The 16,852-nt window shown below is 65.3% G+C and carries 17 protein-coding genes and 1 riboswitch; of the genes, 10 read left to right on the top strand and 7 right to left on the bottom strand.

What is annotated here, in order from left to right; translation table 11 throughout:
- Nucleotides 1-145 precede the first annotated feature (145 nt).
- Nucleotides 146-3,838, top strand: coding sequence for a methionine synthase (gene metH / locus LDJ84_RS12130; protein WP_226046381.1), 3,693 nt, complete (start codon nucleotides 146-148; stop codon nucleotides 3,836-3,838).
- Nucleotides 3,839-4,027: 189 nt separating this feature from the next.
- On the top strand, nucleotides 4,028-4,381 hold the full coding sequence (locus LDJ84_RS12125; RefSeq protein WP_024763316.1) for a 50S ribosome-binding protein YggL: 354 nt from the start codon (nucleotides 4,028-4,030) through the stop codon (nucleotides 4,379-4,381).
- A 59-nt stretch (nucleotides 4,382-4,440) separates the two neighbouring features.
- Here the strand turns inward: LDJ84_RS12125 and LDJ84_RS12120 are convergent, their stop codons facing one another.
- The 4 genes from LDJ84_RS12120 to LDJ84_RS12105 form a co-directional block, all read right to left on the bottom strand.
- Complete coding sequence (locus LDJ84_RS12120; RefSeq protein WP_024763315.1) at nucleotides 4,441-4,800, bottom strand: hypothetical protein; 360 nt, start codon at nucleotides 4,798-4,800, stop codon at nucleotides 4,441-4,443.
- 71 nt (nucleotides 4,801-4,871) lie between these two features.
- On the bottom strand, nucleotides 4,872-5,282 hold the full coding sequence (locus LDJ84_RS12115; protein WP_024763314.1) for a roadblock/LC7 domain-containing protein: 411 nt from the start codon (nucleotides 5,280-5,282) through the stop codon (nucleotides 4,872-4,874).
- Nucleotides 5,283-5,314: 32 nt separating this feature from the next.
- Nucleotides 5,315-5,845 (bottom strand): GTP-binding protein, encoded by a 531-nt coding sequence (locus LDJ84_RS12110; RefSeq protein ID WP_084359070.1) that lies wholly within the window; start codon nucleotides 5,843-5,845, stop codon nucleotides 5,315-5,317.
- Complete coding sequence (locus LDJ84_RS12105; RefSeq protein WP_084359072.1) at nucleotides 5,842-6,441, bottom strand: hypothetical protein; 600 nt, start codon at nucleotides 6,439-6,441, stop codon at nucleotides 5,842-5,844. The genes LDJ84_RS12110 and LDJ84_RS12105 overlap by 4 nt, the downstream gene beginning before the upstream one ends.
- 121 nt (nucleotides 6,442-6,562) lie before the next feature.
- Nucleotides 6,563-6,650: riboswitch (cyclic di-GMP riboswitch) on the bottom strand.
- 229 nt (nucleotides 6,651-6,879) lie between these two features.
- Here LDJ84_RS12105 and LDJ84_RS12100 point away from each other — a divergent pair.
- The 5 genes from LDJ84_RS12100 (at nucleotide 6,880) to LDJ84_RS12080 (ending at nucleotide 11,664) form a co-directional block, all read left to right on the top strand.
- Entirely contained in the window at nucleotides 6,880-8,205 is a 1,326-nt protein-coding gene (locus tag LDJ84_RS12100) for an MATE family efflux transporter (protein WP_024763311.1), read from the top strand.
- Nucleotides 8,206-8,253: 48 nt separating this feature from the next.
- Nucleotides 8,254-8,469: a DUF2970 domain-containing protein gene (locus tag LDJ84_RS12095; protein WP_024763310.1), complete on the top strand. Its 216-nt coding sequence runs from the start codon at nucleotides 8,254-8,256 to the stop codon at nucleotides 8,467-8,469.
- 315 nt (nucleotides 8,470-8,784) lie between these two features.
- Nucleotides 8,785-9,279, top strand: coding sequence for a PaaI family thioesterase (locus LDJ84_RS12090; RefSeq protein ID WP_084359074.1), 495 nt, complete (start codon nucleotides 8,785-8,787; stop codon nucleotides 9,277-9,279).
- A 239-nt stretch (nucleotides 9,280-9,518) separates the two neighbouring features.
- On the top strand, nucleotides 9,519-11,177 hold the full coding sequence (locus tag LDJ84_RS12085; RefSeq protein ID WP_024763308.1) for a nitrite/sulfite reductase: 1,659 nt from the start codon (nucleotides 9,519-9,521) through the stop codon (nucleotides 11,175-11,177).
- Entirely contained in the window at nucleotides 11,161-11,664 is a 504-nt protein-coding gene (locus LDJ84_RS12080; protein WP_054907707.1) for a DUF934 domain-containing protein, read from the top strand. The genes LDJ84_RS12085 and LDJ84_RS12080 overlap by 17 nt, the downstream gene beginning before the upstream one ends.
- A gap of 141 nt (nucleotides 11,665-11,805) precedes the next feature.
- Here LDJ84_RS12080 and LDJ84_RS12075 read toward each other — a convergent pair whose 3' ends face one another.
- Complete coding sequence (locus LDJ84_RS12075; protein WP_024763306.1) at nucleotides 11,806-12,384, bottom strand: TetR/AcrR family transcriptional regulator; 579 nt, start codon at nucleotides 12,382-12,384, stop codon at nucleotides 11,806-11,808.
- A 123-nt stretch (nucleotides 12,385-12,507) separates the two neighbouring features.
- Between LDJ84_RS12075 and LDJ84_RS12070 the strand changes: the two genes are divergently transcribed.
- Both LDJ84_RS12070 and LDJ84_RS12065 read left to right on the top strand, forming a co-directional pair.
- Nucleotides 12,508-12,945, top strand: coding sequence for a hotdog fold domain-containing protein (locus LDJ84_RS12070; RefSeq protein ID WP_024763305.1), 438 nt, complete (start codon nucleotides 12,508-12,510; stop codon nucleotides 12,943-12,945).
- An 11-nt stretch (nucleotides 12,946-12,956) separates the two neighbouring features.
- Complete coding sequence (locus LDJ84_RS12065) at nucleotides 12,957-13,811, top strand: alpha/beta fold hydrolase (protein WP_037011894.1); 855 nt, start codon at nucleotides 12,957-12,959, stop codon at nucleotides 13,809-13,811.
- Nucleotides 13,812-13,832: 21 nt separating this feature from the next.
- Here the strand turns inward: LDJ84_RS12065 and LDJ84_RS12060 are convergent, their stop codons facing one another.
- On the bottom strand, nucleotides 13,833-14,825 hold the full coding sequence (locus LDJ84_RS12060; RefSeq protein WP_054907709.1) for a YhdH/YhfP family quinone oxidoreductase: 993 nt from the start codon (nucleotides 14,823-14,825) through the stop codon (nucleotides 13,833-13,835).
- A gap of 73 nt (nucleotides 14,826-14,898) precedes the next feature.
- Nucleotides 14,899-15,927, bottom strand: coding sequence for a protease SohB (sohB, locus tag LDJ84_RS12055; RefSeq protein WP_024763303.1), 1,029 nt, complete (start codon nucleotides 15,925-15,927; stop codon nucleotides 14,899-14,901).
- A gap of 211 nt (nucleotides 15,928-16,138) precedes the next feature.
- Here sohB and LDJ84_RS12050 point away from each other — a divergent pair, with 211 nt between their 5' ends.
- On the top strand, nucleotides 16,139-16,849 hold the full coding sequence (locus tag LDJ84_RS12050) for a histidine phosphatase family protein (protein WP_024763302.1): 711 nt from the start codon (nucleotides 16,139-16,141) through the stop codon (nucleotides 16,847-16,849).
- Nucleotides 16,850-16,852 lie beyond the last annotated feature (3 nt).

Genomic DNA, 16,852 nt, shown 5'->3' with positions numbered 1-16,852 from the left:
ATTCTAGCGGGAGTGCCGGCCCAATGCGCTCCAACGAAAGGCTGAACATGAGAAATCCTCATGCAAAATCCGCCGACGTCAAATTTCCTGCAGCTTTGCTATCATCAGCGACCTTTCGCCACGCCCTTTTCCCCCAGGTATTCCAATGATCGACCGTGCCGCACGCCTGCAAGCCCTCCAGCAAGCCCTCAAGGAGCGCATCCTGATCCTCGACGGCGGCATGGGCACCATGATCCAGAGCTACAAGCTGCAGGAGGAAGACTACCGTGGCACGCGCTTCGCCGACTGGCCGAGCGACGTGAAGGGCAACAACGACCTGCTGCTGCTCAGCCGCCCGGACGTCATCCAGGCCATCGAGAAGGCCTACCTCGACGCCGGCGCCGACATCCTCGAGACCAACACCTTCAACGCCACCCGCGTGTCGCAGGCCGACTACGACATGCAGGAGCTGGCCTACGAGATGAACGTCGAGGGCGCGCGCCTGGCCCGTGAAGTGGCCGACGCCAAGACCGCCGAGACCCCGGACCGCCCGCGCTTCGTCGCTGGCGTCCTCGGCCCGACCAGCCGCACCTGCTCGATCTCCCCGGACGTCAACGACCCCGGCTTCCGCAACGTCACCTTCGACGAACTGGTGGAGAACTACAGCGAATCCACCCGCGGCCTGATCGAGGGCGGCGCGGACCTGATCCTGATCGAGACCATCTTCGACACCCTCAACGCCAAGGCAGCGATCTTCGCCGTGCAGGGCGTCTATGAAGAGCTGGGCGTCGAGTTGCCGATCATGATCTCCGGCACCATCACCGACGCCTCCGGCCGTACCCTGTCCGGCCAGACCACCGAGGCCTTCTGGAACTCGGTACGCCACGCCAACCCGATCTCCGTCGGCCTGAACTGCGCCCTCGGTGCCAAAGAGCTGCGCCCCTACCTGGAAGAACTGGCCACCAAGGCCGGCACCCACGTCTCCGCCCACCCCAACGCCGGCCTGCCGAACGCCTTCGGCGAGTACGACGAGACCCCGGCGGAAATGGCGGTGGTCGTGGAAGAGTTCGCCTCCTCGGGCTTCCTCAACATCATTGGCGGTTGCTGCGGCACCACGCCGGGCCACATCGAAGCCATCGCCAAGGCCGTGGCCAAGTACGCGCCGCGCGCCATCCCGGAGATTCCCAAGGCCTGCCGCCTGTCCGGCCTTGAGCCGTTCACCATAGACCGCAGCTCGCTGTTCGTGAACGTCGGCGAGCGCACCAACATCACCGGCTCGGCCAAGTTCGCCCGGCTGATCCGCGAGGAGAACTACGCCGAAGCGCTGGAAGTGGCGCAGCAGCAGGTGGAAGCCGGCGCCCAGGTGATCGACATCAACATGGACGAGGGCATGCTCGACTCCAAGGCTGCCATGGTGAAGTTCCTCAACCTGATCGCCTCCGAGCCGGACATCTCCCGCGTGCCGATCATGATCGACTCCTCCAAGTGGGAGGTGATCGAAGCCGGCCTGAAGTGCATCCAGGGCAAGGGCATCGTCAACTCCATCTCCATGAAGGAAGGCGTCGAGCCGTTCAAGCACCACGCCCGCCTGTGCAAGCGCTACGGCGCCGCCGTGGTGGTGATGGCCTTCGACGAAGCCGGCCAGGCCGATACCCAGGCGCGCAAGGAAGAAATCTGCCAGCGCTCCTACGACATCCTGGTCAACGAAGTGGGCTTCCCGCCGGAAGACATCATCTTCGACCCGAACATCTTCGCGGTCGCCACCGGCATCGAGGAACACAACAACTACGCGGTCGACTTCATCGAGGCCTGCGCCTACATCCGCGACAACCTGCCCTACGCACTGACCTCGGGCGGGGTGTCCAACGTGTCGTTCTCGTTCCGTGGCAACAACCCGGTGCGCGAGGCGATCCACTCGGTGTTCCTCTACTACGCGATCCAGAACGGCCTGACGATGGGCATCGTCAACGCCGGCCAACTGGAGATCTACGACGAGATCCCGCAGGAACTGCGCGACAAGGTCGAGGACGTGGTGCTCAACCGCAGTCCGGACGCCACCGAGGCGCTGCTGGCCATCGCCGATAACTACAAGGGCGGCGGCGCGGTCAAGGAAGTGGAAGACGAAGAGTGGCGCAGCCACAGCGTCGAGAAGCGCCTGGAGCACGCGCTGGTCAAGGGCATCACCACCTTCATCGTCGAGGACACCGAGGAGTGCCGGCAGAAGTGCGCGCGCCCCATCGAGGTCATCGAAGGCCCGCTGATGTCCGGCATGAACGTGGTCGGCGACCTGTTCGGCGCCGGCAAGATGTTCCTCCCGCAGGTGGTGAAATCCGCCCGCGTGATGAAGCAGGCCGTGGCGCACCTGATTCCCTTCATCGAAGCGGAAAAAGGCGACAAGCCCGAGGCCAAGGGCAAGATCCTCATGGCCACGGTGAAGGGCGACGTCCACGACATCGGCAAGAACATCGTCGGCGTGGTACTGGGCTGCAACGGCTACGACATCGTCGACCTGGGCGTGATGGTCCCGGCGGAGAAGATCCTGCAGACCGCCCGCGAGCAGAAGTGCGACATCATCGGCCTGTCCGGCCTGATCACCCCGTCGCTGGACGAGATGGTCCACGTCGCCAAGGAGATGCAGCGGCAGAACTTCAGCCTGCCCCTGTTGATCGGCGGCGCCACCACCTCCAAGGCGCACACCGCGGTGAAGATCGACCCGCAGTACAGCAACGACGCGGTGGTCTACGTCACCGACGCCTCCCGCGCGGTGGGCGTGGCGACCACGCTGCTGTCCAAGGAAATGAAGCCCGAGTACGCCCGCAAGCTGCGCGAAGAGTACGCGGAAGTGCGCGAACGCACCGCCAACCGCAGCGCACGCACCGAGCGCCTGAGCTACGAACAGGCCATCGCCGCCAAGCCGAAGTTCGACTGGGCCGGCTACCAGCCGCCGGTGCCGAGCTTCACCGGCGTCAAGGTGCTGGATGATATCGACCTCAATGTGCTGGCCGAGTACATCGACTGGACGCCGTTCTTCATCTCCTGGGACCTGGCCGGCAAGTACCCGCGCATCCTCACCGACGAAGTCGTGGGCGAAGCGGCGACCAGCCTGTTCAACGACGCCCAGGCGATGCTGAAGAAGCTGATCGACGAGAAGCTGATCAAGTCCCGTGCCGTGCTGGGCTTCTGGCCGGCCAACCAGGTGCACCACGACGACCTGGAGGTCTACGGTGACGACGGCCACAAGCTGGCCACCCTGCACCACCTGCGCCAGCAGACCATCAAGCCCGACGGCAAGCCGAACTTCAGCCTGGCCGACTTCGTCGCGCCGAAGGACAGCGGCGTGAAGGACTACGTCGGCGGCTTCATCACCACCGCCGGCATCGGCGCCGAGGAAGTGGCCAAGGCCTACGAGGCCAAGGGCGACGACTACAGCGCGATCATGGTCAAGGCCCTGGCCGACCGCCTCGCCGAAGCCTGCGCCGAGTGGCTGCACGAGCGCGTGCGCAAGGAATACTGGGGCTACCAGCCCGAGGAACACCTGGACAACGAGGCGCTGATCAAGGAGCAGTACGTCGGCATCCGCCCGGCGCCCGGCTACCCGGCCTGCCCGGACCACACCGAGAAAGGCACGCTGTTCAAGCTGCTCGACCCGGACGGTCTGTCCGGCGTGACCCTGACCGAGCACTACGCCATGTTCCCGGCCGCCGCCGTCAGCGGCTGGTACTTCGCCCATCCACAGGCGCAGTACTTCGCCGTCGGCAAGCTCGACAGGGACCAGATCGAACGCTACAGCGCGCGCAAGGACCAGGAAATCAGCACCAGCGAGCGCTGGCTGTCGCCGAACCTGGGCTACGACAACTGATCTGACGCCCCACGCCGCAGCCGGGCCCGCCCGGCACGGCGGTTTCGTCAGGCAGGTCCGCGGCCTGGGGAAAAGCGTCGCTGCATATCCTGCGCAGATGCGGGATAATCCCGGCATCCTGGGCACCCCCAGGGCACAACGGATCGAAGCCGGCCACCCGCCAGGCTTCCGCTGAAGAGAGAGTCACAGATGAAATACCTCACCCCCGAACAAATGGCCAAGCCTCGCAAACGCCGCCTGCTGAAGAAGCTGCGCCTGGGCGAGTTCCAGGAGTTCGGCTTCAGCCTCGAAGTGAACTACACCGGCGACCTGGATGACGTGCTCGACCAGTGGATCGCCTTCGTCGAATCCGAAGGCTGGGTCTTCGTCGGCGGCGCCACCGAAGACGGCGAGTTCACCGGCTACCTGTGCCTGAACGACGTCGGTAGCCTGACCGAGGCCGACCGCGAGACCACTCGCCTGTGGCTGGAAAAGCAGTCCTGGGTGAAATCCTTCGAACTGGGCGAGCTGAGCGACTGCTGGCACGGCCTGTTCGAGGAGTAAGCACTCCTTGTGCAAAGCGTGGGCGGGCCTCCCCGCCCGCCCACGTCCATCAGCTCACCTCAGATCGCCATCTGCCCCTCCACCTCCTGCAACTTGCGCCGCGCCAGCGCCAGGTTGGCTTTCACCTTGTCCAGCACGTAGTACATGAACACCCCTTCGTGCTTCGCCATCGGGCGGATGATGTGGTATTGCCGGCCGAGGGTGATGAGGATGTCCTCGATCACGTCGTTGAGCGCCAGGGACTTCATGGTCTTGAGCTTGGCGCGAACCACCTCGGTGTTGCCCGCCGCCGCCAGTTCCAGGTCCACGCCGCCTCCTGCCTGCCCGAGCAGCATGCCGCTCTTGGCATCCACCACGGCCGACGCCAGGGCACCATCCAGGTTCAGCAGTTCGTCCAGCGATTGTTGCAGTGCTGCCATAGCGATTACTCCTTGAGTGCGCGTCCTGTTATAGGGGCCCCGCGACCGCGCGCGCCGCGAAGCCTTTTGTCTCAGCCGGCCAGCGACAGATCCGCCAGCCGGGTTGCCGTTCGCTTGGCCTGATAGAGCACCTGGCCAAGCATCTCCTCGCGATCGGCGACCAGGTTGAGGATCATCGGATGGCTCGGATGCGGTATGTCGACGATGACGATGTAGCCCTCGCTGGCCTCGACTATCACGTTCTGGTGCGGGCCGACCTCGCTCTCCTGGCCGACCATGGCGCCGAGGGCCGAAATCGAGCAGGCCATGGCGGCCAGCTTGGAAACCTCCAGCCCCTTGCCGGCACGGGAGGCCACCTCGAAGCCGTCGGTGGTGGCGATCACCGCCGCGCTCAGCCGCCCCAGGCTGGCGCCGAGCTCATCCAACGCCTGCTCGGCGTCGTTCCGCAGTCTTTCCGGCAAGCTCGTCAAGGCGTGTTCCATGGTCGACTCCAGTCGGTTGCAAACGTCAGGCTTCAGGCCGCCGTGCATTCCAGTTGCAGCAGGAGCAGGTCGAGCAGCATGCGCACCTGCTCTGCCTCACGTACGTCCACCTCGATGACTGGGAAGCTGTGGCCGGCCCTAGCCAGCGCGGCAGCGTAGTCATCCAGGCCGGGCGCGGGATGCCCTGGCAGACGCCCGACGCCGATGACACAGGGCGCACCGGCGATGCAGTCGGCAAAGCCGTGGAGGTAAACCTGCAGGTCGCCCAGCGGATCGGGCCGCGAGTTGTCGATCAGGATCACCAGCCCCAGCGCTCCGCGCGCGAGGATGCTCCACATGAAGGCAAAGCGCGCCTGACCGGGCGTGCCATACAGGCGCAGGCGCTCATCGGGTCCGATCACCACCTCGCCATAGTCCAGGCCGACTGTGGTGCGCGCCTTGTCCAGGCTGGGATCGTTGTTCTGCACGTCGGTGCTGACCGGCTCGATGTCGCTGATCGCGGCGATGGCGGTGGTCTTGCCCGCGCCCATGGTGCCGGTGAAGAGGATCTTGTATTCCCTCATCGGCCGGCCTCCGAAGCACCGCCAAGGCCGAGGCTGCGACGGATGCGCGCCAGCAGGCCGACGGGAGCGGCAGCCTGTTGTTCGGCCGGCGCAGGCAGGGCCTCGCCGGGCTGGAACATTTCATGGGAGGCCATCAGGCGGACGAAGCTCTCCGCCACGTGGCGCGGCACGCCGGAGCGCTCGCAAAGCTCGTCCAGGCTCATGGTCCTTGCACAAAGCAGCGTGGCCAGCCGGACGTAGCGGTGATCACCGTTGAGCAGTGACGCGGCCGGCCAGTGCTTCAGGCGCAGGGCTTCACCCGCGGACTGCGCCGGCCTCTGGCCGATGGCGCGAGCGGCACGTTCCAGGCAATCGAATACCTCGCTGGCACGCAGCGGCCAGTGCACCCAGAGCGGCTCACCCTCGGCCGTGCGCAACCGCACCCGCGGCGCGCCCTCCTCCCCCTCCACCAGCAGGTCGGCGGGACCCTCGACATACGCCCAGCTCGCCAAGGTGCGACCACTGAGCAGGCCGACGATGGACTTGAACACCACCTGATCACGCAACGCCATCCGGGCGAACCCGTAGGTGTACTGAAGCTGGTACGGCTGATTCATCGGCGCGCTCCCTTTGGCCAACAAACACCATCAACCTGCTCGGGTTGATCAGGCGGCTCACCGGGACGTAGGAGGATGCCGAGCACAAGCTCGCAGAGGGCGCGGACGAACGTCCGGCCGGCTTGGCAACCCCGCGGTCATGGCCCTTGCGGGCGTTAGATCGGTGGCTTTGCGTCCCTGGCTTTCGCACAGGTTTGCCCTGGTCAATTGAAATTCAGCGTAGTACGCCGCTTTCGTTCGCCAAGCCGAAAAAACGTGACAGACCTCACACAAACATCGGAAATATCACCGGAACAACTTCGCAATGTTCGTAGGCATATTCCGCCCCAAAAGGGAGCAGGAAGCCTGCCCTTCGGCTAGGATTTCCCACAGCGGCGCCTCACCGGCACGGCCCGCCGGATGTCCACAACAAGCCGGAATTCACTGCCCCGAGACGCCATGCTAGAGCGCCAGAGGTTCCAGAACATTCTCAGCCTGGGCCTGCCGATCATCGGCGGCATGCTCAGCCAGAGCCTGCTCAACCTGGTGGATGCAGCCATGGTCGGCCACCTGGGGGAGAAATCCCTCGCCGGGGTCGGAATCGGCAGCTACGCCAACTTCGTCGCCATCTCCCTGGTGATGGGTCTGGGCGCCGGCGTACAGGCGCTGGTGGCCCGCCGGCGGGGCGAAGGTCGCAGCGGCGAACTGGCCGCGCCGCTGAACTGCGGGCTGCTGGTCGCGCTGGGCCTGTCGCTGCCGATCACGCTGATCTGCCTGCTGTTCGCCGAGCCCATCATTCGCGCGCTGTCTCATGATCCGGAGGTGCTGGCGGTCGGCATCCCCTACTTCGAATGGCGCGCGCTGTCGGTGCTCGCCGTGGGCCTGAACTTCTCCTTCCGGGGCTACTGGAACGGCACCCGGCGATCAGGCATGTACATGCGCACCCTGGTGGTCATGCACCTGGCCAACGCGGCGATCAGCTACAGCCTGATCCACGGCCTGTTCGGCCTGCCGCGCATGGGCGCAGTGGGCAGCGGCCTGGGCACCACGCTGGCGTTGTACATCGGCTCGCTGATCTACGCCTGGATCACCTGGCGCGATGCGCGCGCCCAAGGCTGCCACCCGCGCCTGCCGAGCGAGCGCGACGTCCGCACGTTGTTGCGCCTGTCACTGCCCAACTCGCTGCAGCAGTTCTTCTTCGCCGCCGGCATCACCCTGCTGTTCTGGATCATCGCCCAGGTCGGCACCCGCGAGCTGGCGGTGGCCCACGTGCTGATCAACCTGGCGCTGTTCCTGATCCTGCCCGGCGTCGGCCTGGGCATGGCGGCGACCACGCTGGTCAGCCAGAGCATGGGCGAGCGCGACTTCGACAGCGCGCACCGCTGGGGCTGGGACGTCGTGAAGGTGGCGGCCTGTGGGCTGGCGCTGCTGGGTGCGCCGTTCTGGATATTCTCCGAGGCCATTCTGCGGCTGTTCGTCAGCGACCCTGCGCTGATCGAACTGGGCCGCGTGCCGCTGATGCTCACCGGCATGGGCATGGTGATCGACGCCACGGCGCTGGTGCTGACCCAGGCGCTGCTGGGCGCGGGCGCCGTGCGCACGGTGATGGCGGTCAGCCTGGGCAACCAGTGGCTGTTCTTCCTGCCGCTGGCCTACCTGGTCGGCCCGGTGCTGGGCGGTGGTCTGCTGGCGATCTGGAGCATGCAGATTCTCCAGCGCGGGATGGCTTCGGCGATCTTCGCGGTGATGTGGCAGAAGCGCCAATGGACGCAGATCGAACTCTAGCGTTCGCTAGCGCAGGAGCTAGGCTTGCAGGCAAAGGGAGGACCAACGATGGACGAGCAACAGAACAAGCCGCCGACCTTCTGGCAGATGCTGCACAGTGTGCTGGCCGCAGCCTTCGGCGTGCAGAGCGGGCGCAACCGCGCACGCGACTTCACCCACGGCAAGCCCAGTCACTTCATCGCCATGGGCATTCTCTTCACGCTGATCTTCGTGCTGCTGCTGTACGGGCTGGTGCAGCTGGTGCTGCATTTCGCCGGGCTGTAGGACAGGCGGCGGGGCGTTTGGTACCAGCGGGCCGCAGGACGGCCCGCCGGCACCGCTGTCACTGATGGCTGACCCAGAACACGGCGGTCGCGACCACCAGCAGGATCAGGATGAATGCGGCGCGGGCATCGACGACGCTATCGCTGGTCTTGTTCGACGTTTCTTCGCTCATGCTTCCCCCATCTTCTCGTTATTGGCTGAAGGACCACACCACCAGTTAAGACCAGCTCCGCCCGCCCCGCTACTCCCGCCCCGCTTCGAAAGCCGTTAGGCTTGGCTGCTAGACAAGCACAACGACAAGAGCAAGGAACAGTAATGAACCTGGTATCGCTACAGGACACCGTCGCGCCGGAAGGCGTCTGCTATGGCTGCGGCGGCAGCAACCCGCACGGGCTGCACATCAAGAGCCGCTGGCACGAGGACGGCATCCACGTCGTCGCCGAGCACCTGCCCGAGGCCAAGTACTGCGGCTGGCCGGAGCTGGTCTACGGCGGCCTGATCGCGATGCTGGTGGACTGCCACTCCAACTGGACCGCCATGGCCTATCACTACCGCGCCGAGGGCCGCGAGCCGGGCAGCCTGCCGCGCATCGACTGCGTCACCGGTAACCTGGGCATCAAGTACATCAAGCCGACACCCATGGGCGTGCCGCTGACCCTCAAGGCCCATGTCGAGGGCGAAGTCGGCCGCAAAAGCCGGATCATTTGCGAGGTCTATGCCGGCGATGTGCTGACCTGTGTTGGCGACTCGATCTTCGTCCGCGTCGACACCTCGCAACTGCGCGATGCCGCCCACGGCCGCGAAGCCTGATCACGGCATAAAAAGCACTAAGCGCAGCCGCACACAGGTGCCCGTGCAAGCCGCGGCCAGACCCGTGATTCAGGCCTGGCGCGGCTTAGATCCGAAAGTTCTCGCCATATACTCAAACATCACTTTTGCGCATATTCCCGAACTGGTATCGTGCGCCCCACTCCGCGTGGAGCGCGTTGCCGTGCGCGCTGGGAAACGCAGTACGCCCTGAGCGCTATAGCCTGACAGCAGGATGATTCATGTACGTATATGACGAATACGATCAAAGGATCGTAGAGGATCGCGTCAAGCAGTTCCGCGATCAGACCCGCCGCTACCTGGCGGGCGAACTGACCGGCGAGGAATTCCGCCCGCTGCGTCTGCAGAATGGCCTGTACATCCAGCGCTATGCGCCCATGCTGCGCGTGGCCGTGCCTTACGGCCTGCTGTCCTCCCGGCAGGTGCGCAAGCTGGCGCAGATCGCCCGCGACTATGACAAGGGCTACGCGCACATCAGTACCCGCCAGAACGTCCAGTACAACTGGCCGGAACTGGAAGACGTGCCGGAAATCCTCGCCGAGCTGGCCACCGTGCAGATGCACGCGATCCAGACCAGCGGCAACTGCATCCGCAACACCACCACCGACCAGTTCGCCGGCGTCGCCCATGACGAGCTGGTCGATCCGCGCCCCTGGTGCGAGATCATCCGCCAGTGGTCGACCTTCCACCCCGAATTCGCCCACCTGCCGCGCAAGTTCAAGATCGCCGTCAACGGCGCCGTGAGCGACCGTGCCGCCATCGAGGTGCACGACATCGGCCTGGAAGCGGTGCAGAACGAAGCCGGCGAGCTGGGCTTCCGCGTCTCTGTCGGTGGCGGCCTGGGTCGTACCCCGATCGTCGGCAATTTCATCAATGAATTCCTGCCGTGGAAGCACCTGCTGTCCTACCTGGACGCCATCCTGCGCGTGTACAACCGCTATGGCCGTCGGGACAACAAGTACAAGGCGCGCATCAAGATCCTGGTCAAGGCGCTGACGCCGGAAGTCTTCGCCCAGAAGGTCGACGCCGAATGGGCGAACCTGAAGGACGGCCCGAGCACCCTGACCGACGCCGAGCTGCAGCGCGTGGCCGCGCACTTCGTCGACCCGGCCTACCAGGCCCTGGAAAACCAGGACGCCGCCCTCGCCCAGCTCGACGCCGAGAACCCCGGCTTCGCCCGCTGGCGTAGCCGCAACACCTTCGCCCACAAGAAGCCCGGCTATGTCGCCGTGACCCTGTCGCTCAAGCCCACCGGCGTGGCGCCCGGCGACATCACCGACAAGCAGCTGGACGTGGTCGCCGACCTGGCCGACCGCTACAGCTTCGGCGAAGTGCGCAACAGCCATAACCAGAACATCATCCTCGCCGACGTCGAGCAGGCTCAGCTGTTCACCCTCTGGGGCGAACTGCGCGAGAACGGTTTCGCCACCCCGAACGTGGGCCTGCTGACCGACCTCATCTGCTGCCCGGGCGGCGACTTCTGCTCCCTGGCCAACGCCAAGTCGATCCCGGTGGCCGAAGCCATCCAGCGTCGCTTCGACGACCTGGACTACCTGTTCGACATCGGCGCCATCGACCTGAACATCTCCGGCTGCATGAACGCCTGCGGCCACCACCACGTCGGCCACATCGGCATCCTCGGCGTGGACAAGAAGGGCGAGGAGTTCTACCAGGTCTCCCTCGGCGGCAGCGCCAGCCGCGACGCCAGCCTGGCGCAGATCCTCGGCCCGTCCTTCGCCCAGGAGCAGATGGCCGACGTGATCGAGAAGATCATCAAGGTCTACGTGGAACAGCGCACCGAAGAGGAACGTTTCCTCGATACCTACCGTCGCATCGGCATCGACCCCTTCAAGGAGCGCGTATATGCAGCGAATCATTAAACACCGCGAGGTCGTCGACGACCGCTGGCACCTGCTGCCCAAGGACGCGACCCTGGAAACCGTGCCCAACTGCGACGACGTGATCATCCCGCTGAACCTGTGGCTGGAACACGGCCCTGCCCTGCGCGGTCGCGACGGCGGCCTGGGCGTCTGGCTGGATGCGGACGAAGAGCCCGAAGCCATCGCCGGCGACCTGGACAACTTCCAGGTGATCGCCGTGAACTTCCCGGCCTTCACCGACGGCCGCGGCTTCAGCACCGCGCGCCTGCTGCGCGAGCGCTTCGGCTACAAGGGCGAAGTGCGCGCCATCGGCGATGTCCTGCGTGACCAGCTGTTCTTCATGCAGAGCTGTGGCTTCGACGCCTACGCCATCCGCGCCGACCGCGATCCGCAAGCAGCGCTGGCGGGCCTGGACGACTTCAGCGAGGTCTACCAGACCTCGGTGACCCAGCCGCAACCGCTGTTCCGTCGCCGCCAGCTGGCCTGATCTGGCCGATATGAAAAAGCCCCGCATCGCGGGGTTTTTTCTTTGGCTCTTCGTAGGAACGAGCTTGCTCGCGAACCCCCAGCTTCAGTGCCGCCGGCAAATCCGTTCGCGAGCAAGCTCGCTCCTACAGGGAGGCCACACTCAAGCGCGAACGCTCTCCCAGGCAATCTGCGCCAACTGATCGCGACAATCGATCAGGTCCACCCGCGTGCGCCCGGCCAGCCAGTTGCGCGCGTAGTCCTGGCTCGGGCCGATCACCACCGAATTGAACAGCTCCGGTGCGAGTTCCTTGAACGCCCCGGCCTTGCGGTGCTCGGAGAGCAGCCCGGCAATGCGGCGACCCTGTTCGCGGTTGGCCTCGCGCAACGCCTCACCCACCTCTCCCGCTTCGACGCGGCCTCGGCTGTGCAGGATGAAACGCGCCCACTCCGGGTTGGCCGCCACCCAATCGACGTAGCAGGTGACGAACAGCTTCACGCAGGCCTCCGCGCTCATGCCCTCCTCGATTCCGGCGTCCAGCAGCGCCGCGTACTGGCCAACGCCTGTGAGGTAGAGCGCGCCGATGATGCGTTCCTTGTTGCCGTAATGGTGATAGAGGCTGCCGATGCTGGCGCCGGAGCGGTCGCGGATCATCTCGATGGTGGTGGCATCCACGCCGGATTCGCTGAAGCAGGCCAGCGCGGCCTGGAGGATGTCGTCTTTGCGGGAAGGTCGGGCCATGGGGTTCCTGTTGGAAAAACCGCTCGAACATAATTCTAGAATATTTTTCTAGAATTAATTTCTAGTCTTCGTATACTGCCTGGGCGCGCATCCATCTTCAATCCGCTTTGCCCCGGAGTTGCCATGAGTCAGATGATGCAAATGTACCAGCAGGCCGGCCCCGCGCAGTTCAGCGCCATGATCGGCCAGGTCGCCCCCTACTTCGCCAGCATCGCCCCGCAGTTCGTCGAACTGCGCCCAGGCTACGCGGAAGTGACCTTCCCCAAGCGCCGCGAAGTGCTCAACCACATCGGCACCGTGCACGCCATCGCCCTGTGCAACGCTGCCGAACTGGCCGCCGGGACCATGACCGACGTGTCGATCCCCAAGGGCCGCCGCTGGATTCCCCGCGGCATGACCGTGGAATACCTGGCCAAGGCCGACGGCGACGTACGCGCCGTGGCCGATGGCCGTGCCGTGGACTGGAATCAGGAAGGCGACGTCATCGTCCCGGTGCTCGCCTACGTCGGTGACAAGAAGGTCTTCCGCGCCGACATCACCATGTACATCAGTCAGGCCTGAGGGACCGCGCCATGATCACACCGCTTCCCCGCCCGCTGGACAACGGCAATGGCCAAAGCCTCTCCAGCCACTGGTACTACCCACCCGGCGAAGCCCGCGGAGCGGTGCTGATCGTTCCTGCCATGGGCGTCGAGCAGCGCTTCTACACGGCCTTCGCCAACTGGCTGGCCGAGCGCGGCTACCTGACAGTCACCTTCGACTATGCCGGCATGGGTAAATCCCGCGCCGGCTCCCTGCGTGATCTGGACGTCGACATCCTCGCCTGGGGCAACCACGACTGCAGCGCCATGCTCGATGCCGTAGTCGCCGCGGCCGGCGAGCTGCCGGTGTACTGGATCGGCCACAGCCTCGGCGGGCAGATACTGCCCTTCGTGCGGGGTACCGAGCGCATCCACCGCGCCTTCACCATTGCCACCGGCAGCGGCTACTGGCGCGAGAACACCAAGGGCTTGCGGCACAAGGCCTGGCTGCTCTGGTACCTGCTGGCACCGACGATCACGCCGCTGCTGGGCTACTTCCCCGGCAAGCGCCTGGGCGTGGTCGGCGACCTGCCACGCGGGGTGATCGAGCAATGGCGGCGCTGGTGCCTGGACCCGGAGTACTCGGTGGGCGCGGAAGGCGGCGCGGTGCGCGAGGCGTATTCCTCGGTGAGCACACCGATTACCTCCATCTCTTTCACCGACGACGAGATGATGTCCGGGCGCAATACCGAGTCGCTGCACGGTTTCTACCGTGGCTCGCCGAAGACGCTGAAGAGAATCGCGCCGGAGGATATCGGCGTGAAGCGCATTGGCCACTTCGGCTTTTTCAGAAGCCAGTTCGCCGATTCGCTGTGGGCGGATTACCTGTTGCCGGACCTGGGCTGACACCCAGGCCCGGCACGGGCATCAATCCAGGTTGACCAGCACCCGGCCCACCAGCTTGCCGGCCAGGATCTGGTGGATGGCGGCCGGCAGGTCATCGAGCTTGACCTCGCGGACGGCTGCTTCGAGGTTGTCGAGCTTCCATTGCAGGGACAGCTTGTCCCACATGGAAGCCTTGACCACCAGCGGCAGCTCTACCGAGTCCACGCCCAGCAGGTTCACGCCGCGTAGAATGAACGGCAGCACGGTGGCCTTGAACGCGGCGCCGGCGGTCAGGCCGCAGCAGGCGACGCTGCCGCCATACTGCAGCGACTTGACCACGTTGAACAGGATGTCGCCGCCCACGGTGTCCACCGCGCCGGCCCACTGCTCGCGCAGCAGCGGCTTGTCGACTCCGTCGGAGACAGTGGCACGGTCGAGAATCTGCCGCGCGCCAAGGCGGTTCAGCAGCTCGGCCTGTTCCAGCTTGCCGGTGGCGGCAGCCACGGTGTAGCCCAGTTGCGCCAGCAGCATCACCGCGATGCTGCCCACGCCGCCGGTGGCGCCAGTGACCAGGATGGGGCCGGCGGACGGCGTCAGGCCGGCGCGCTCGAGCTTGTCGACGCACAGCGCGGCAGTCAGGCCGGCGGTGCCGAGGATCATCGATTCGCGCAGCGACAGGCCCTGCGGGCGCTTGATCAGCCAGGCGGCAGGCACGCGGATGTACTGGCCAAAGCCGCCCGGGGTGTTCATGCCCAGGTCATAGCCGGTGACGATGACTTCATCGCCGGCGGCGAATTCGCCCACCGAGGACTCTTCCACCACGCCGGCGGCGTCGATGCCGGGAGTGTGCGGGTACTTGCGGGTGACGCCACGGTTGCCGCTGGCGGACAGCGCATCCTTGTAGTTGAGCGAGGAATACTTCACCCGCACCAGCACCTCACCCGCCGGCAGATCGGCAACCTGCCGCTCGGCCACCTGCAGGTCATGCACGCCATGCGCGCTCTCCGTGACCCACAACGCCTTGAATGCACTCATCTCGACCCTCCTCTTTCGAATTCGATAAACGGGCGCGATCCCGGCGCCCGACGCCCAATCATTGCCAGAAGAGTCACTGCCAGAAACGGCTGCGACCCAGGCGGTCCCACCAGGTCACCAGCACGCGATCGATCACGCCGCTGACACCGACGCCGAAGCGCTCCTGGATGGACTTCTTCTGCACATAACTGAGCTGGTAGACATCCGCCTCACGGGCGCGTTCGGCCAGGTATTCGTCACTGGTCTTCAGCTCGTCGACCAGTTTCTTGCCCAGCGCCGCCTGGCCCAGCCAGACCTCGCCGGTGGCGATCTCGTCGATGGCCAGCTGGGGGCGGTAGTGGACGACGAAACGCTTGAACAGCTCGTGGGTGGTTTCCAGGTCTTCCTGGAACTTCTCCCGGCCCTTCTCGGTGTTCTCGCCGAACACGGTCAGGGTGCGCTTGTACTCGCCGGCGGTGAGCACTTCGAAATCGACGTCGTGCTTCTTCAGCAGACGATGGATGTTGGGCAGCTGCGCCACTACGCCAATGGAGCCGAGAATGGCGAAGGGTGCGGAGAGGATGCGCTCGCCGATGCAGGCCATCATGTAGCCGCCGCTCGCCGCGACCTTGTCGACGCAGACGGTCAGCGGCACGCCGGCCTGGCGGATGCGTGCCAGCTGGGAAGCAGCCAGGCCGTAGCCATGGACCATGCCACCGCCGCTCTCCAGGCGCAGTACCACTTCGTCACGCGGGGTAGCCAGGGTCAGCAGCGCAGTCACTTCATGGCGCAGTTGCTCGGTGGCCGAGGCCTTGATGTCGCCATCGAAGTCGAGCACGTAGACGCGGTTCTTCTCGCCGCCCTTCTTCTTTTTCGCTTCCTTCAGCGTTTTCGCCTCGGACTTGCGCAGGGCCTTGAGCTTGGCCTTCTCCAGCACGCTGTGCTGCAGGCGCTCGCGCAGTTCCTTGTAGAAGTCGTTGAGCTTGTGCACCTCCAGGTGCCCGCTGCCGCCACGACGGCCGCGGCCGCGCAGAGCGGCGATCACCACCAGGACGATGACGATGGCCACCACCACGGTGAAGGTCTTGGCCAGGAAACCCGCGTAATCCGCTAGAAACTCCACTCACATCCCCTTTTACAATTCTGTACGCGCACGCGTGACAAGCGCTGTGAATCCCGCAAGCATACCCACGCCGCCGGCCCGCCACCAGCGCTGGCAAAGCGCTGTATCAGTCCAGCGAATAGCATTCAAACAAGCGTATGTTTTTTCGTTGACAGCCCCAGGTGATCCTCATAACCTCGCCGGAACTTTCAGCCCTGCCGGGACCGCGCGCGTGGGAAGCATCTACCTGATTCGACATGGCCAGGCTTCATTCGGTGCCGACGACTACGATGTGCTCTCGGACACCGGCGTGCGCCAGGCGCAAATCCTCGGCGAGCACCTGGCCAGCCTCGGCCTGCGTTTCGACCGCTGCGTCGCCGGCGACCTGCGCCGTCAGCGCCACACCGCCGAAGCGGTGATGGGCCGGCTGAACGAGGCCGGGATCGATACGCCCACCCTGGAAATCGATTCCGCCTTCAACGAATTCGAAGCCGACGCAGTGATCCGCGCCCACCTGCCGGACCTGCTGGAGATCGAACCGCAGGCGCTGCACATCCTGCGCAACGCCGCCGACCACCGCGCCGAGTTCCAGCGCCTGTTCTCCACCGTGATCGCCCGCTGGGTTTCCGGCGATCACGACAAGGACGGCCTGGTCAGCTGGGCCGAGTTCCTCGACACCGTGCACGGCGGCCTCAAGCGCCTGCTGGAGTCGGCCAGCGGCAAGGACAACATCGGCGTGTTCACCTCCGGCGGCACCATCACCGCGGTGCTCCAGCAGGTGACCGGCATTCCGGCGCTGAACGCCTTCGAGCTCAACTGGCAGATCGTCAACACTTCGCTCAACCGCCTGAAGTTCCGCGGCAGCGAAGTGGCCCTGGCTTCCTTCAACAGTCACGTGCATCTGGAACTGTTGAGGGCGCCGGAACTCATCACCTATCGTTGAGTA

The sequence above is a fragment of the Pseudomonas sp. HS-18 genome, from assembly GCF_020401845.1.
GTDB lineage: Bacteria > Pseudomonadota > Gammaproteobacteria > Pseudomonadales > Pseudomonadaceae > Pseudomonas > Pseudomonas nitroreducens.
The sequence above is the reverse complement of the archived record's forward strand: the minus strand, read 5'-3'. Positions and strand labels throughout refer to the sequence as shown.

Bases quoted from the DNA above. Each gene is read 5' to 3' on its own strand.
- LDJ84_RS12115 (WP_024763314.1), bottom strand. From the start codon at position 5,282: ATGGAACACGCCTTGACGAGCTTGCCGGAAAGACTGCGGAACGACGCC.
- LDJ84_RS12095 (WP_024763310.1), top strand. From the start codon at position 8,254: ATGGACGAGCAACAGAACAAGCCGCCGACCTTCTGGCAGATGCTGCAC.
- LDJ84_RS12090 (WP_084359074.1), top strand. From the start codon at position 8,785: ATGAACCTGGTATCGCTACAGGACACCGTCGCGCCGGAAGGCGTCTGC.
- LDJ84_RS12110 (WP_084359070.1), bottom strand. From the start codon at position 5,845: ATGAGGGAATACAAGATCCTCTTCACCGGCACCATGGGCGCGGGCAAG.
- LDJ84_RS12100 (WP_024763311.1), top strand. From the start codon at position 6,880: ATGCTAGAGCGCCAGAGGTTCCAGAACATTCTCAGCCTGGGCCTGCCG.
- LDJ84_RS12080 (WP_054907707.1), top strand. From the start codon at position 11,161: ATGCAGCGAATCATTAAACACCGCGAGGTCGTCGACGACCGCTGGCAC.
- LDJ84_RS12120 (WP_024763315.1), bottom strand. From the start codon at position 4,800: ATGGCAGCACTGCAACAATCGCTGGACGAACTGCTGAACCTGGATGGT.
- LDJ84_RS12075 (WP_024763306.1), bottom strand. From the start codon at position 12,384: ATGGCCCGACCTTCCCGCAAAGACGACATCCTCCAGGCCGCGCTGGCC.
- LDJ84_RS12085 (WP_024763308.1), top strand. From the start codon at position 9,519: ATGTACGTATATGACGAATACGATCAAAGGATCGTAGAGGATCGCGTC.
- LDJ84_RS12105 (WP_084359072.1), bottom strand. From the start codon at position 6,441: ATGAATCAGCCGTACCAGCTTCAGTACACCTACGGGTTCGCCCGGATG.
- LDJ84_RS12070 (WP_024763305.1), top strand. From the start codon at position 12,508: ATGAGTCAGATGATGCAAATGTACCAGCAGGCCGGCCCCGCGCAGTTC.
- LDJ84_RS12065 (WP_037011894.1), top strand. From the start codon at position 12,957: ATGATCACACCGCTTCCCCGCCCGCTGGACAACGGCAATGGCCAAAGC.
- LDJ84_RS12125 (WP_024763316.1), top strand. From the start codon at position 4,028: ATGAAATACCTCACCCCCGAACAAATGGCCAAGCCTCGCAAACGCCGC.
- metH (WP_226046381.1), top strand. From the start codon at position 146: ATGATCGACCGTGCCGCACGCCTGCAAGCCCTCCAGCAAGCCCTCAAG.
- LDJ84_RS12060 (WP_054907709.1), bottom strand. From the start codon at position 14,825: ATGAGTGCATTCAAGGCGTTGTGGGTCACGGAGAGCGCGCATGGCGTG.